Here is a 14,253-nt window from a genome sequence, read left to right as displayed (position 1 = left end):
GAGTTTCGCTCCCGGTGAAGGGATGTGGTGCGCTGACATTTCCACTGACTCGTGCATCCAGCACCCTTGTGCAAACACATTGTTATGTGAAGTCAGGATTAACCCTAGCCTAAATAGAAAGTGACCCTATAAAATTTAAGGTCACTTCCAATTGACGGTTACTTCATCAACTTCAAATATAAATCTAATGTTCTATTTAATGAATCTACTACTAATTTAATAAAATCGTTGAAATCATCAATTGTATGAGCTTTATCTAATGCATTATAATAATCAATTCTCTCTTCTTTTCTAATTATAATAGGAGGAAATCCATTTTTCATTAACTCAAGATTCAGCAGTAACCTGGCTGTCCTACCGTTTCCGTCTATGAAAGGATGAATTTTTACAAAAATTATATGTAGTAATGCAGCCCTTTCTATTACATGTAACAACTGGCCTTCTAGATTATACCATTTTAATAACTCCGACATTTGTTCTGGTACTATAAAATAATCTGGTGGAATATGAGTTGCTCCACTAATAAGTACATTTTCTTTTCTGTACACTCCAGCATTCTCGTCATCAATACCTTTAAGTATTAATCTATGAATACTTTTGATCTGCCATTCTGAAAAATCTTCATTTTTCTTGACTATATCTTCTACATAAAGAATTGCCTCTTTATGATTTACTGCTTCTAAATGTTCCTTTAATGTTTTTCCACCAATAGTAATACCTTCTAACACAACTTTAGTTTCAGAAAGTGTAAGAGTATTTCCCTCAATTGCATTTGAGTTATACGTCCAGTCTAATAGTAAGCTTTCTCTAATACTTTTTATGGTATTAATCTGTAGTGGTCTTTTCTTATCTATTAATTCTTTTTTTTGATCAATCTGTTCAAACATAAACTTCCTCCGCCAATAGATTATTCATAGCCCTATTATAATACCTTCTGGTAATTATTACAAACATAATTTACCCATACTAGTAGCTTTAATACATCTACCATATATTTAATCCTGATTTCACATAACGTTCCCGTGTTTGCGACGTTCCTGAGCCGGACCCTGAAGATTGACCGTCTTGGCGGAACTCGGTTCCCGGCGATAGGGATGTAGTGTGCTGACCTCTCCCTAAAAACGTGTAGCCAGCACCTCCCGTAAACATATTGTTATGTGAAGCTTGTCCTCCCCATATGGTTGCTCTCCTTTTTAGACATAAGGAGCGATATGAGGTCGCTCCAGATATTTTTTCTATACAATTCCATTTTTCTTAACAAGTGATGTTTATTATTTTATATTGTATTTTTCTTCTCTCTTTTTGAAAGCAATATTTCCACCTTCAAGAACATCACAAACATGCTCTCTTATTCCTTGTGATTTTAATACTACTTGCTCTGACAAATCCAATTTCTTTGTATTTTCTAAACTTCCCGCAACATATTGAAATTTTAGACCATTTGTATTTTTAGAGTTTTCTCCATGCTGATTCGCCACTATTACTTGCTCTGCATCAGCTCCGACAACAATATTCGGATTATGCGTTACTAATATAACTTGTCTTTCCTTTTTCTTAGTTTTTATATACTGAACAAGCTCATTATAAATAGCTCTATTATCCAAACTATCTTCTGGCTGGTCTATTAATATAGGGCATCTTTTTCCACTAAATTCCAATAATAATTTCAATATTACAAAAGCTTGTTTCCCTTGTGACATATTGAAAAATTTATCATTCTGATAAACTAAGTCAAAAGAAATTTTATACCAATTTTCTGACAATAGCTCATTTGTAACCAATGATTCTTTATTTTTATAAATTGATTTAAAATCAAACTCTCTATTCAAAGCTTTATTTAAAAACTCTTCGATTTTATTCTTTGTATCATCTTTAAAGTTTTCAACAAAGTCAACAATATATTTCTGTTTTTCATTCCCTTGTAAATTAAGTCTTTCCTTTAGAAAATTATCTAGGTTGTCTTTTGAAAACTTAACTTCCACATTGAATTTTATTCCCTCAGCTTCAATTGAAAATTCATTCTTAAGTTTTTCTATTTTCTCCTTATATAGTAATTGAGAATAAATTATTTTCTCTTTTAAATCACTTAACTGTTTTTCTTTAACTGAAACTCCCTTTTCCATTTCCTTTATTTTTTCTAATTTTTCTTTTTCAATTTTTAATTTATTCTGAAATTCTTCAAATGCCTTGTTTTCTTCAAGTATTTTTTTTCCATCTGCAAAACTCTTTTCTTCTTTAATTCTATCAATTTCTATTTGTTTTTCATTTATACTTTTTGTTAGTATATCTATTTTTGATTCAATTTCTTGATTCCATTTGGTTTGTGTTTCCAGTTTTAAAACCTCAAAAAAGTCTATAATTTCTCTTCTTAACTCATCACTTAAAGAATTTAAGCGATAAATTACATCTGTATCAAAGATTTCTTTTCCCTTTTGATAATTAAGTTCATTTATATCATTTTTATATTTTTCAATTACATTTGTTAAGATAAGTATTCTTTCAGATAGCTTTGCATATTCATCTAATAATTTGGATTGTTCTTCTGTCTTTTGACTTAACAGCTCAATTTCTTTGCCTAACTTTAATATTTCTTTCTCTACCCCTAATTTATCTCCCATTTCTTTTAATTGTCTATTCTGTACATCTAACTCAGCTCGAACTTTAAAAATAATATTTATGTTGCTTTCGATATATTCCTTATTTTCACGACAAAATTTATTATAATTTAGTATAATTTCGTTTTCATTTCTATCTTTAATGATTGATGATACCAACTCATCTATTTTTTCACTACTTTTCGCAATATTAAACATATGATTTTGTTCAAAATAATCAATATCTCTGTCAACACCTTCTTCCGTATCTTTCCAATTTATTTTTATACTGCTATTTAAGCTTTCTATAAATTCATTATCGACATATAATTTGGGATTTATTTTTTTAGCTATTGAAGTAAGCAATGTAGATTTTCCAGTGGATCGTCCACCAATTATTGTATTTAGGTTTTGATTCAATAATATCTCTTGATTCCAAGTTTTGCCTGATAATTGAATAGAATCAATTACTTGATATCCAGTTTTATCTTCTGGTTTGTTTTCCTGTATCATTACTCTATCATCTGGTTCAAACATTATTTGCTTTAATCCTTCAAAAGTTGTGTCTGCCTTAATCCAGCAAAATCTCTTTTTATCGGGAATACATATCGTTCTTCCATCCTTTGAACCATGATAATCTGAACCATGAATACATGGAATTAACTTCCCATATTTCTCTATGATTGTTGGTTTCGAGTCAGTCCTTTTTCCTATAAAATATTCTCTGTCATTTGGTTGTCCTGAGAATATTACATTTACCCCATTGTAAATTATATTCCTTATTCCCTGAATATCTTTTATTCCTGAAGCCCCATCCGTACTATTATTTGAAACTGCAACCAAAACATTTTCTTTAAAACTTTGAGTTTCATTATTCAAAACTTCAAAAAATTTATCGTAAGATATTACGAATTCATTTAATCCTCGTTTAAACTTAGCCTCTTCACTTATATTTCCTTCTAGTAATTCTCCATATTTAATAAGATGATTTTCTTTGCAAGTATAGTTATGGGGAGGCATTACAAATTTATGTAGAAAACTTTCTATATCTTCAATAGATAAAACTTCAATATTAGGAATTATATGTAGATTTATTTTTCTATTTTCTCCTGTAACTGGTGTGATTCGCAACTCTATATTTGGCAATATCAAATCTATATTCGATAGTCTCTCCTTATTTGATAATATAAGTTTGTATCCATCCAAAGAAAAGTAATCCGTTATTCCAAGTACCTTTATGTCTGTTAATGTCTCCAACTCTTTAATAAAATTTTCTTGTTTTTCCTCCAATGTTTCTCCAAGAAAACAATCATTCTTTGCACAGGTATATTTAGTTGGTGCATGAATATGTAAATCCCATTTCATCCATTCAGAACCTCTACTAAAATTCATTTCTACACCCCTTTTCAATTATTCGTTTTTCAATATCATTGCTTAGGTGATACCATGTCCGCCGGTAATAAAAGTGGCGGTTTTTTTCTTTATTTTTTCGCAAGTTCACATAACGTTCCCGTGTTTGCGACATCCCTGAGCCGGACCCAACTAACCCTTCCCCCTTGGCGGAGCTTCGCTCCCGGTAAAGGATGTGGTGCTCTGACCGTTCCATAAAAGCGTGCTTCCAGCACCTTTACGCAAAAACATTGTTATGCGAAATTTATTTAACTTATCTCACTTTCTTGAGTTTAGAAATTGTATTATTTAATCTTTGCAGAATATCAATATGTAAGAATGGAAGTTCTTCATTAATCTTACTACTAGCTGAAAAAAATCTTTTTCTATTTACAACCTTATCTATATTTCCATTAGTAAAATCAGGTTGTAATATAAACCTCTCTACCAGCTCATTTTCTTTAATAACATGAAATATCTTTTGATGTTGCTCCCATGACCCATTATGTATTAGTTCATTTCTCAAATTAACTATAGTCTTCACTGTTATACAATCCTCAAAAATAGTACCTCTAAAATCAATTTTCTCTAGTTTCTTCTTATCTCCATAGAGTTTATTTAATGATCTTAGTTTAGGATATTTACTAAATTCGTCATTTAGATTTTCTAACTCATAAGCTACTTTAGTCAACAAATCAAAGATAGAATATATAGAAATAATATAGTTGTTTAAAGTTGAAAAAACTAATGCAGACTTTCCTGAAGTAGTCCAAATTACATCATTTTTGTTTCCTAAGCTATGAAACTCAACTTCACTTAGCGTAATATAAAAGTTAATAAAGTTCCAGTTTGTATTCATAATTGTATTCTGAACTGAACTTATCAATGATTGACAATCGGCTAAATATAAATGCTTATGAAACTCTTCCTCATTAATACTATTAACATTTTTCTGAAAAGAATCTTTATCTAACCAAAAATCGGAATCTAATCCTGCATGATAAATCCACATAGGTATTTTACCAATGTTACTATAGTACTCATGTCTATTTGGAAAAATTTCATCTTGAAAAACATCGTATAAACTAACACATTCGTTATCGATAGAATATAAAATGTTATCTCCTTTATATGAATATTGTTTGTTAAATTCTGATATATGAAAATTTTTATCATTTATTTCTTCTAACTTTAAACCATTGATTGAATAATAATTCATATACAAGACACCTCTTTAGTATAATTTAGCATAACGTTTCCGTGTTTACGACGTCCCTGAGCCGGACCTCAAAGATAGACCGTTCTGGCGGAACTTCGTTCCCGGTGAAGGGATGTTGTGCGCTGATATTTCTCTAGTTGCATACTTCCTAGCACCTTTACGAAAACACATTGTTAGATGATGGACAAAAAGAGTCATCACCTAGTAATAACTCCCCTTACGTTTCTTCTATTAAGCTTTGAATTAAAATATGTATTCTAGGTAACTCTTTTCTTACCACATTCCATAAAATATCTAAGTCAACTCCGAAATAATCATGTATCAATACATCTCTTAGTCCTGCCATCTCTTTCCATGGAATGTCATACTCTTTTAGTCTCAATTCTTTTGAAATTCTTTTTGTTGCTTCCCCTATAATTTCTAAATTTCTAATTACAGCATCTTGGATCAGTTTTGATCTGAAAAATTCAGATTCTCCAGGTTCTATATACGATTCTATACTTCTGATAGATTCAATTATATGAATTAAATATATTTTATCATCTTTCATATCTCCACCGCCTCTGTCATTACTTGCTCTTTAATCAATGGATGTAATAATTTCTTTGTAACTACGTCTACTTCTTTATCTAATAACGATTCTAAATCATGTTTTAATCTAATTAAATCAAACAAAGTTCTCCCGTCCTCAAACTCAACTAAAAAATCAATATCGCTTTTATCATTATCTTGTTTCCTAGCAACTGAACCAAATAGGCTTATTTTAACTACACCATTTAATTCCGCAACTTTAAGTATCTCAATTCGCTTTTCATTTAATAAGTCAATTGATTTCATTAGATTCACCTCTAATCTATTATACAGTTTTTTACATATTCTTACAACATTTATTGCTATTACAAAGTTTGATAGTCTGTCATCTAACGTTTCCGTGTTTGCGACGTCCCTGAACTGGTCCTTAGAGATAGACCACCTATAGAACGGCATTTTATGTGCAACTCAATTGACAAAATCTATTTGAAATAAATAAAGGATAAACATCAAGTAGTTGACTAAATTCTTGTCAACCTATTTAATGGTTATCCTTTTTATGTTATTATTACAGTCTATATTTATTTAGAAAGAAAGACAGAAGTCTCCTCTACCACAATTCAACTTCTGTCCCCATAAAACAATATTATGATAACTCTAATTACAGATAAAATCAATACATTTAATCAAATTTCATATAATAAATTTCTTGATACTATAAACCTCTACCAATTATCTTGCTCCTGTACCTTGTCTGGCTGCCTTATTAAACATGGTTACTATAACCGTTCTATTAAGACACCCGAAGGTTTCATTACACTGTCCATTTTGCGCATGAAATGTAAACGCCGTGGGCAAGACGCATGCCATATTCCCTAAGTTTATCGTTCCTTACTCCCAAATACTTCTTAATGACCATATATCAATGATAAGAGCATATATTTCCAATGATTCATTTGAATCCATTATGACTACCAATGAATATATAGATGAAAGTAACATCAGATATGTTATCAGTATGTATTTAAGGTACTGGAAGGAAGCTCTTGCTGCTTTCGGATTTTCTATTGCCGATGATATCGTATCCATCATAAGACACTGTCTTTCTACATTCAAACGGCAGTTTATGCAGATTAAATGCATACCAAATATTATATTTACATAAAACCACATAAGCCTGTTTTACCATTTGTTTTTTATATTCTAAACTCTAAATATACTTTAAATAGAAGGAGGATTTTAAAGATGAATGATGAAGCAAGAAGAAATATTGCGCTTTTTAGATACGGGATCATCGCTCCAATAGTAAGTGGAACCTACGATGAAGATAAAAGTATAAAAGAGTTTTTTTCTGATACGGCTAAAAAAACCTATACCAATCCAAGAGGTGAAGATACAAAAATTTCTGCCTCAACTCTTGAACGGTGGTACTACAGTTATAGGCAAAGTGGCTTTGATACCCTTATTCCACAACGAAGGCGTGACACCGGACAGCCCAGAAAAATTGACGAAGATATAATGGAGCAGGTTCGCTTTCTAAAAAAGGAATACCCACGAATACCTGCAACTTTAATACATCAGAAGTTAATTGATAATGGCACCATAAATAAAGGTGATATATCTCTCTCTTATGGAAAGTAATTTATTATGTGAAGTTGGTAGCTAAAATCGTTACATTTCAATAGAATATTTGTTTTTAACTTTGCATAATAATTTCTGATATAGTAGATAGAAAAGGAGAATTCAGTGATGAATATGACTACTATATCATTAAAACAATTAATCAGTAGTGTAGAATCACACCTTAGTGCTTCTGGATATTCCAAAAATACAATTAACAGATATCGTTCTTGTTGGAGAAAAATATTAAAACGATGCAGTATTTATGGAATAGAAGAATTTTCTTATAAAAAATGTTTGTCATTTATTCAAGAAGAATACAATATCCCATCATTAGAAAACCTCAAGCACCACCATGTATTTTATCTTAGGACTATTAAAGTTTTGAATGAGTATGCACTATATGGTAAGATTCTTAAATGTCATCAAAAATTAGGAGTTCAGGTAGTCTCAGAATTTGCAGATATATTATCCGAATTTCTAAATACTGGATTAGAATCTGGATTGACTAAAAGGACTATAGAAGGTAAATCTATTCAACTAACAAGTTTTCTTAATTATATTGAGAAAATTGGTATAAGGAAAATTAGTCTACTGGAACCAGAACCTATTCTCTCATATGTGAAATATATTTCCGAAAAGGGTTATTCTACGTCTACTAGAAGTGGTATTCTGTTCACATTAAGAAACTTTTTATCCTTCTTATATGAAAAAAAGTATATTACTACTCCCATGCAAAGAATTATTTCCTGTTATTTTTTCTAATAAAATGGAGCGTATTCCATCTTACTATAATGAAGATGAACTTAAGAAAATACTTTCACATGTAAATAGAGATAAGGACATAGGTAAAAGAGATTATCTAATTTTATTGCTTGCCATACAATTAGGAATTCGTGCTGGTGATATCCGGTTAATGAAGTTAGAATTCATAAAATGGAGCAAAAATACAATTGAATTTATTCAAAGAAAAGACAGGAAATCCAATTCAAATCCCCTTGCCCGATAATATTAAATATGCAATTATTGATTATATTAAAAATGGTCGCCCAAAGGGAGAGTCCCACTATATTTTTTTAAGACATCGAGCGCCATTTGTACCTTATGGATCAACAAATGTATTTCATTATGTAATAACTCGATATATGGATGAAGCGATGGTATCTTATTCAGATCGTAAACATGGATTGCATTCTATGAGACATAGTTTGGCAAGTAATCTACTAAAAAACAATACACCCTACCCAGTAATTACAGGGATACTAGGGCATGAAAATACAAGTACAACTCGCCTGTATCTATCAATTGATATTGAGCAACTCCGCTCTGTAGCATTGGAGGTGGCATATGAAGAGTAGAGAGATTACCTATATCTTTACGGGTCCCCTCGCAGAATATTGTACAAAGTATATAGTCTATAAACGCAGTCTTGGATTTAAAATGGGATCATCTGTTTATTATCTTTTAAGGGGAATGGACACTTTCTTTTTTTCAAAGATGGTCTACCATTAAATTCTCACATTCTCACCAAAGAAATGGTAGAAAAATATGTAGCACGTCGGGGAGTAGAATCAGTTAAAACACAACATATGAGAATGAGCATTATTCGTCAATTTTCTTTGTTTATGAACCGAATAGGCTTTAGCTATTATGTATATCCTGAAACAGATCTTGTTCAAATTAAAAATGATTTTACTCCATATATTTTTACACACAATGAGATAAATAGACTAACTAAAATCCTTGATAAAATTCCAATTAGTCCAAGATATCCAACATACCATATTATATATCCGATGTTATTTAGGATGCTTTATGGATGTGGACTAAGAATTAATGAAGCCCTTGGTTTGAGAATGAAAAATTTAGATATTGAACAAGGAATCATAAGGTTGGATGCCACCAAGAATAACATACAACGTCTGATGCCTATGTCCAAATCACTACTTAAATATTGTAAAAAGTATGTAAAGAGAATGGGTTTTTCATCTACATATGACGGTTACTATTACCCTAGTAAAAATGGTAGTCAATATAATAGCACCCCCGTATACTGTCAATTTAGAAAGTTTATGACCTTTGCTGGAATATTTAGAGAAAATGGAACAACTCCTCGAGTACATGACATTCGCCATACGTTTGTTTGTCCATGCTTTGGAAAAGATGGTTGACGAAGGAAATGATATATACTGTTCACTTCCAATTCTAAGCACATATCTTGGACACAGGGGTTTGGAAAGCACAGAAAAATACCTTCGATTAACAATTGAAGCCCATGCTTCCATCATTGACACAATGACTGAGTACTACAACAATGCCTATCCGGAGGTGGTAGACTATGAAAATTAATTATTTTCAACAGTTACTGTCCTCTTACTTTCTAAAACATATACCTGAACGTACAAATTACAGTGATAATACGATTAAATCTTACAGAGATACATTCATTCTTCTCTTTCAGTACCAGGAAGAGTTTCTAAACAAATCGATTTCTAAAATGAGACTTGAGACGTTGTCCAGAAAATATTTAGAAGACTTTCTAGTTTGGTTAGAGAAAGAAAAACAATATTCCGTGTCAAGCATTAATCATAGGCTCTCAGCACTCCATGCTTTCTTCAAATATATCCAAATGGAAAAGCCCGAGTATATTGAACTTTGTTCATCAATATTTGATATTAAAACTCGCAAAGTACCTATTATTCCAATGAACTATATCTCAGTAGAAGCCATTAAACATCTATTTCGTCTTCATGACAGTTCATCTACAGAAGGACGAAGAGAAATGGCAATATTAGTTCTCCTTTATGATAGTGGGGCTAGAGTTCAGGAAATTGCTTGATTTAACTTTTGGAGATATTCGAAACATAAAACCTGCTACAGTAAAATTAACAGGAAAAGGCAATAAAACAAGAATTATACCCCTAATGCCACAAACACTTGATATCCTAAATATCTATATGAATGACTGCAAAAGAAAAAAAGAAATGCAACCTGTACATCCCTTGTTTTTCAATAAAAAGTTTGAGAAACTTACAAGAGCTGGAATTGCTTATATATTAGATAAATATGTAAAGAAAGCAAGGAGTCTACATCCAGAACTATTTTCAGGAAAGATATCACCACATACCTTAAGACATAGTAAAGCTATGCACTTGTTAGAAGGCGGAGTAAATTTAATTTATATTAGGGACTTTTTAGGCCATACATCTGTTATTACTACAGAAATTTATGCAAAATCAAATCCTGAAATTAAACGTAAGGCAATAGAAGAAGCAAGCCATAATGTTTTACCGCTAGAAAAATATTCAGAAAAGGAGAAAGAAGAAATGATAGAATGGCTTAAAACAATTATCTAAAAAATTATGTGAAGTTTGAAGCTGATATTTGGTTGGTTTAATCAGTATATTGCTTCTTACTTCACATAATAAATCACTTTCCATAAGACGAAATCGGCTACTTACCTATTGATAGACAGGGAGCTAACTTACTATTTCAACTGATAAATAAGCGTTATGAAAAGAATTCCACAATTATAACTACAAATCAACCATTTAGTAAATGGGGAGAAGTATTTTCAGATATTACTCTTGCAAATGCAATACTAGATAGGCTTATTCATCATTCTACTATTATTAAAATAACGGGACCTTCTTATAGACTAAAGGGTAAAGTAGAGTTGCTTGAGTCTAAGAAAAATAACAACTAATTATAAAAATTGTACATTTTGAGATTATAATTTTTGAGCATTTTTGTATTGACATTTACAGTAGCTTGGACTATATGTCGCCTATGGAATATGAGCAATATCATAGACAAAATAAAGCTTTAGAAGTTGCGTAATTAGTTTGGCGCAGCGAACTATTGATATTGAGGGTGGGTATGGTAGCTTGATAAGGCAAGCTCTTTATTTTTACAAAGCGGCCTCAAGACATTGAACCCATAGCCACAAAGGCTCAATGTCAATAGCAAACGGCTATCTGGAAATATATGCATGTAGTATTCTTGCTACTAGTCCGAAGCTACCCGTTGATATTTAATGGTAAAATATACCTATATAAGCATTATACGGTATTTAATAAAATGATTAATTAGAAAAAGTTCAATTAAACTAGCAATTTTAAGAAAACAGGAGCAAAGTACATTTATTCGTGTCCATCTAGGCTATATCACTCCACTTTTACTTGTTTTTCATATGTTTTTAAATCAGTATAAGCCTTAATGCCTTTTACACCAAAGTAACCTCCTGTAATAACCGCCATTAAAACAACTACAAGTATTACTTGTTTCTTTCTCATGTAATCTATCCCCCTCAATTTTCATTTATATTTCTGATTATAGATATGAAAAAACCTTCAAATGTACTTCTATCAAATAGACTCTCCAGCGCACAACCCAAATAATTTAGCACAAGGATGTGCCTCCCTATACCTCATCTGTCCGATAACGTCTCGCATTTGCGATGCCTTCGAACTGGACCTCAAAGGATTATCCCATAGCGGAGCTTCGCTCCCAGTGAGAAGGTGTGGTGCTGAACCTGCACGCAAACGTGCTTCTAGCACCTTTATGCAAATGATTGTTATCGGATGTTTTTTATTCTCTTGGCTTTGCATCACTACCTGCTAATATGCCACCGTCAATATTCAGTTCAATACCTGTCACATACTTGCTTTCATCACTTGCTAAATATAAAACACCGTAAGCTACATCAATTGGCTCCCCAAAATATCCCATAGGTATTCCAAATTCGATTTCTTCAATTAATTTCTGTCTTTGTACTCCTTCACCTAGCATAATATCCCACATCGGTGTCATTATAGCTGCAGGATGAACACTGTTGCATCTTATTTTATAACCTTTTTCCGCACAATAAAGAGCAACACTTTTAGTGTGATTCCTAACTGCAGCTTTACTTGAGGCATAAGCAACTGCTCCAGGTATACCTACAATTCCACTTCTTGATGAGATATTTACAATGCTTCCTCCTTGTTCTTTCATAAGCTTAATTGCATATTTGCATCCCAGCATTACACCTGTTGAATTGATTCTATGAACTTCTTCCCATGTTTTTAAGTCTGTATTTTCAGCATCCCAGGGTCCAGGAGATTCTAAAAACCCTGTAATTCCTGCATTATTAACCAAAATATCAAGTCTTCCATAATTCAAAGTAATATGCTCAACAGCTTGCAACCAGGAATCTTCACTTCCAACATTTAAATGAATAAACTCTGCTTTTTTTCCCAGTTTTTTTGCTAATTCTTTTCCTTCTTTTTCTCTTATATCTGACACAATTACAATTGCATCTTCTCTATGGAATAGTTCAGCTATTGCTTGGCCTATCCCTCGTGCAGATCCAGTAATTAGTGCTATTTTATTTTTTAACCTCATAATCAATACTCTCCCATCATATAAATATCCGATAACGTTCCGCATTTGCGACGCCTTCGAACTGGACCCTAAAGGAATATACCCCTTAGCGGTGCTCGCACCCAGCGAGATGGTGTGGTGCTGAACTTGCCCATAAAACGTACTTCCAGCACCTTTATGCAAATGTTTTGTTAGACGATTTACCGAGTTCTTCCTTTCAGAGATTGTCACGAATGTCACGTCTATCAACCAACTATATTCTATATATCAATTTCGAGATAAAATGTAATACTTATCTTCCATGTAAAAATTCTCGGGATTAAACAATGATTGTATATTATAAAGTACTGGGTCAGAAAGTTTTAATTCTTCTCCTATCCAATAACCATATAGTTCTATTTTATTGTCAACGGTCTGTGAAATTAAATCCTCGCAAAACATACGAAGATCGTTCATTCTTTGAATGTCTTTTTTACTTGACTCTATAATCTCTGTAATTAAGTCTTTTGGTAAACTTTCATAATCACTATCCTTTAAACCTTTTGGTATTGAAAATTTACATGAACAACCTTCTTCCGTCCCAATAAAATATAGTTGTTTATCTGGAAATAGAGAGGATATATTATAGAGATCATTGCTGAGATTAATCTCACTAATACTTAAATAAGGTGATTTTGCAGATTGAGGTAGTTCAGATAATTTATTAGGCAAAACAGCATATAACATTAAACACATAGTAACCTCCTTGTATATTCTAATACAGTAAAACAAGTCTATATAAATTATTATTTTATTCTATTGATGGTGGTAAATCTCGCTTTAGTATTTCGTCTAACGTTTCCGTGTTTGCGACGTCCCTGAACTGGTCCTTAGAGATAGACCACCATAGTGGAACTTCGTTCCCAGTGAAGGGAACGTGGTGCGCTGACCTTCCCATTGAACAGTGCTGCTAGCACCCCCACGCAAACATAATGTTAGACGGCGTATACTCTTATAAGACCGATTACTACGAGTCTCCACTCTCTCATTTTTCAAAATTCTAACTTCAATCACCATTAAATATATATTTATAACTACAATCTTTACCATCACATATCGATCAAATGTCTAATGATAAGCTTATATCAAGCAAAAAATTTTTAATGCATTGTTTTCCTAATACCTCTTTTGAGTTATAATAGTTAATAGGAGGTGTTCCTATGGAAGAATTGTTAAAACAAATAATCGATAAGCTTAATACACTTGACGATAAAATTACAAATATTGAATCTGGCCAAACACGCATTGAAAAAAAGCTTGATGTTATTTATGACCACACTGCGGATTTAACAGAATTTAGAGCATCTACTAATGGATATTTGAGCGAAATCAGTAAAGATGTTGGCTTTATTAAACATAAATTACACCAAAATGAAGAAGAAATTTTTGATATTAAAACATATATAAAGTTGGCAAAGTAGTTGAATTCATCAGCTACTTTTATTATTTTACGGGGATATTCTAAAGAACAATGTCGTCTAACGCCTCCGTGTTTGC

16 protein-coding genes and 2 pseudogenes are annotated in these 14,253 nt (G+C 31.9%); 10 read left to right on the top strand and 8 right to left on the bottom strand.

The annotated features are described in order from the left end of the window. Nucleotides 1–158: 158 nt before the first annotated feature. The 5 genes from HZR23_RS10690 to HZR23_RS10670 form a co-directional block, all read right to left on the bottom strand. Nucleotides 159–887: a Fic family protein gene (locus HZR23_RS10690; protein WP_132849830.1), complete on the bottom strand. Its 729-nt coding sequence runs from the start codon at nt 885–887 to the stop codon at nt 159–161. Between the two features lie 384 nt (nt 888–1,271). Further along, nucleotides 1,272–3,986 (bottom strand): TrlF family AAA-like ATPase, encoded by a 2,715-nt coding sequence (locus HZR23_RS10685; RefSeq protein WP_132849831.1) that lies wholly within the window; start codon nt 3,984–3,986, stop codon nt 1,272–1,274. A gap of 271 nt (nt 3,987–4,257) precedes the next feature. Continuing rightward, nucleotides 4,258–5,202 carry a hypothetical protein gene (locus tag HZR23_RS10680; protein ID WP_132849832.1) on the bottom strand — a complete coding sequence of 315 codons (945 nt, stop codon included), beginning with the start codon at nt 5,200–5,202 and terminating at the stop codon, nt 4,258–4,260. A 217-nt stretch (nt 5,203–5,419) separates the two neighbouring features. Then, nucleotides 5,420–5,752, bottom strand: coding sequence for a HepT-like ribonuclease domain-containing protein (locus HZR23_RS10675; RefSeq protein ID WP_213050233.1), 333 nt, complete (start codon nt 5,750–5,752; stop codon nt 5,420–5,422). After that, nucleotides 5,749–6,189 carry a nucleotidyltransferase family protein gene (locus HZR23_RS10670; protein ID WP_213050232.1) on the bottom strand — a complete coding sequence of 147 codons (441 nt, stop codon included), beginning with the start codon at nt 6,187–6,189 and terminating at the stop codon, nt 5,749–5,751. Before HZR23_RS10670 ends, HZR23_RS10675 begins: the two co-directional genes overlap by 4 nt. A gap of 789 nt (nt 6,190–6,978) precedes the next feature. Between HZR23_RS10670 and HZR23_RS10665 the strand changes: the two genes are divergently transcribed. From HZR23_RS10665 to HZR23_RS10635, 9 genes and pseudogenes are all read left to right on the top strand, one after another. After that, nucleotides 6,979–7,374 (top strand): helix-turn-helix domain-containing protein, encoded by a 396-nt coding sequence (locus tag HZR23_RS10665; RefSeq protein ID WP_213050231.1) that lies wholly within the window; start codon nt 6,979–6,981, stop codon nt 7,372–7,374. Nucleotides 7,375–7,482: 108 nt separating this feature from the next. Then, nucleotides 7,483–8,118, top strand: coding sequence for a site-specific integrase (locus tag HZR23_RS10660; protein ID WP_213050230.1), 636 nt, complete (start codon nt 7,483–7,485; stop codon nt 8,116–8,118). Next, nucleotides 8,060–8,362 carry a tyrosine-type recombinase/integrase gene (locus HZR23_RS18060; protein ID WP_408641290.1) on the top strand — a complete coding sequence of 101 codons (303 nt, stop codon included), beginning with the start codon at nt 8,060–8,062 and terminating at the stop codon, nt 8,360–8,362. The genes HZR23_RS10660 and HZR23_RS18060 overlap by 59 nt, the downstream gene beginning before the upstream one ends. Next, on the top strand, nt 8,307–8,711 hold the full coding sequence (locus HZR23_RS10655) for a tyrosine-type recombinase/integrase (protein ID WP_213050229.1): 405 nt from the start codon (nt 8,307–8,309) through the stop codon (nt 8,709–8,711). The genes HZR23_RS18060 and HZR23_RS10655 overlap by 56 nt, the downstream gene beginning before the upstream one ends. Nucleotides 8,712–8,888: 177 nt before the next feature. Further along, nucleotides 8,889–9,524: a tyrosine-type recombinase/integrase gene (locus HZR23_RS10650; RefSeq protein ID WP_213050228.1), complete on the top strand. Its 636-nt coding sequence runs from the start codon at nt 8,889–8,891 to the stop codon at nt 9,522–9,524. Nucleotides 9,525–9,691: 167 nt separating this feature from the next. Beyond that, nucleotides 9,692–9,973 (top strand): annotated as a pseudogene (locus HZR23_RS18055) (site-specific integrase); the annotation flags it as partial. A 9-nt stretch (nt 9,974–9,982) separates the two neighbouring features. Further along, a complete protein-coding gene (locus HZR23_RS17100) occupies nt 9,983–10,192 on the top strand; it encodes a hypothetical protein (protein WP_249536770.1) in 210 nt (69 codons plus the stop codon). Next, a complete protein-coding gene (locus HZR23_RS10640; RefSeq protein WP_213050226.1) occupies nt 10,158–10,709 on the top strand; it encodes a tyrosine-type recombinase/integrase in 552 nt (183 codons plus the stop codon). The genes HZR23_RS17100 and HZR23_RS10640 overlap by 35 nt, the downstream gene beginning before the upstream one ends. An 86-nt stretch (nt 10,710–10,795) precedes the next feature. Beyond that, nucleotides 10,796–11,023: pseudogene (locus HZR23_RS10635) on the top strand (ATP-binding protein); the annotation flags it as partial. Nucleotides 11,024–11,519: 496 nt separating this feature from the next. Here HZR23_RS10635 and HZR23_RS17590 read toward each other — a convergent pair. From HZR23_RS17590 to HZR23_RS10625, 3 genes are all read right to left on the bottom strand, one after another. Beyond that, nucleotides 11,520–11,648 (bottom strand): hypothetical protein, encoded by a 129-nt coding sequence (locus HZR23_RS17590; protein ID WP_279229919.1) that lies wholly within the window; start codon nt 11,646–11,648, stop codon nt 11,520–11,522. A 295-nt stretch (nt 11,649–11,943) separates the two neighbouring features. Next, complete coding sequence (locus HZR23_RS10630; protein ID WP_207667954.1) at nt 11,944–12,738, bottom strand: SDR family oxidoreductase; 795 nt, start codon at nt 12,736–12,738, stop codon at nt 11,944–11,946. 246 nt (nt 12,739–12,984) lie between these two features. Beyond that, nucleotides 12,985–13,452, bottom strand: a complete 468-nt coding sequence (locus tag HZR23_RS10625) for a hypothetical protein (RefSeq protein ID WP_132849883.1) — start codon at nt 13,450–13,452, stop codon at nt 12,985–12,987. Between the two features lie 464 nt (nt 13,453–13,916). Here HZR23_RS10625 and HZR23_RS10620 point away from each other — a divergent pair, with 464 nt between their 5' ends. Continuing rightward, nucleotides 13,917–14,177, top strand: coding sequence for a hypothetical protein (locus HZR23_RS10620; RefSeq protein ID WP_132849882.1), 261 nt, complete (start codon nt 13,917–13,919; stop codon nt 14,175–14,177). Nucleotides 14,178–14,253 lie beyond the last annotated feature (76 nt).

It is taken from the genome of Serpentinicella alkaliphila (genome assembly GCF_018141405.1).
In the GTDB taxonomy this organism is placed as follows: Bacteria; Bacillota; Clostridia; order Peptostreptococcales; family Natronincolaceae; genus Serpentinicella; species Serpentinicella alkaliphila.
This window is presented reverse-complemented; position numbering and strand designations above follow the sequence as displayed.

Bases quoted from the DNA above. Each gene is read 5' to 3' on its own strand.
- HZR23_RS10690 (WP_132849830.1), bottom strand. From the start codon at position 887: ATGTTTGAACAGATTGATCAAAAAAAAGAATTAATAGATAAGAAAAGA.
- HZR23_RS10685 (WP_132849831.1), bottom strand. From the start codon at position 3,986: ATGAATTTTAGTAGAGGTTCTGAATGGATGAAATGGGATTTACATATT.
- HZR23_RS10680 (WP_132849832.1), bottom strand. From the start codon at position 5,202: ATGAATTATTATTCAATCAATGGTTTAAAGTTAGAAGAAATAAATGAT.
- HZR23_RS10675 (WP_213050233.1), bottom strand. From the start codon at position 5,752: ATGAAAGATGATAAAATATATTTAATTCATATAATTGAATCTATCAGA.
- HZR23_RS10670 (WP_213050232.1), bottom strand. From the start codon at position 6,189: ATGCCGTTCTATAGGTGGTCTATCTCTAAGGACCAGTTCAGGGACGTC.
- HZR23_RS10665 (WP_213050231.1), top strand. From the start codon at position 6,979: ATGAATGATGAAGCAAGAAGAAATATTGCGCTTTTTAGATACGGGATC.
- HZR23_RS10660 (WP_213050230.1), top strand. From the start codon at position 7,483: ATGAATATGACTACTATATCATTAAAACAATTAATCAGTAGTGTAGAA.
- HZR23_RS18060 (WP_408641290.1), top strand. From the start codon at position 8,060: ATGAAAAAAAGTATATTACTACTCCCATGCAAAGAATTATTTCCTGTT.
- HZR23_RS10650 (WP_213050228.1), top strand. From the start codon at position 8,889: ATGGTAGAAAAATATGTAGCACGTCGGGGAGTAGAATCAGTTAAAACA.
- HZR23_RS17100 (WP_249536770.1), top strand. From the start codon at position 9,983: ATGGAAAAGCCCGAGTATATTGAACTTTGTTCATCAATATTTGATATT.
- HZR23_RS10640 (WP_213050226.1), top strand. From the start codon at position 10,158: ATGATAGTGGGGCTAGAGTTCAGGAAATTGCTTGATTTAACTTTTGGA.
- HZR23_RS17590 (WP_279229919.1), bottom strand. From the start codon at position 11,648: ATGAGAAAGAAACAAGTAATACTTGTAGTTGTTTTAATGGCGGTTATT.
- HZR23_RS10630 (WP_207667954.1), bottom strand. From the start codon at position 12,738: ATGAGGTTAAAAAATAAAATAGCACTAATTACTGGATCTGCACGAGGG.
- HZR23_RS10625 (WP_132849883.1), bottom strand. From the start codon at position 13,452: ATGTGTTTAATGTTATATGCTGTTTTGCCTAATAAATTATCTGAACTA.
- HZR23_RS10620 (WP_132849882.1), top strand. From the start codon at position 13,917: ATGGAAGAATTGTTAAAACAAATAATCGATAAGCTTAATACACTTGAC.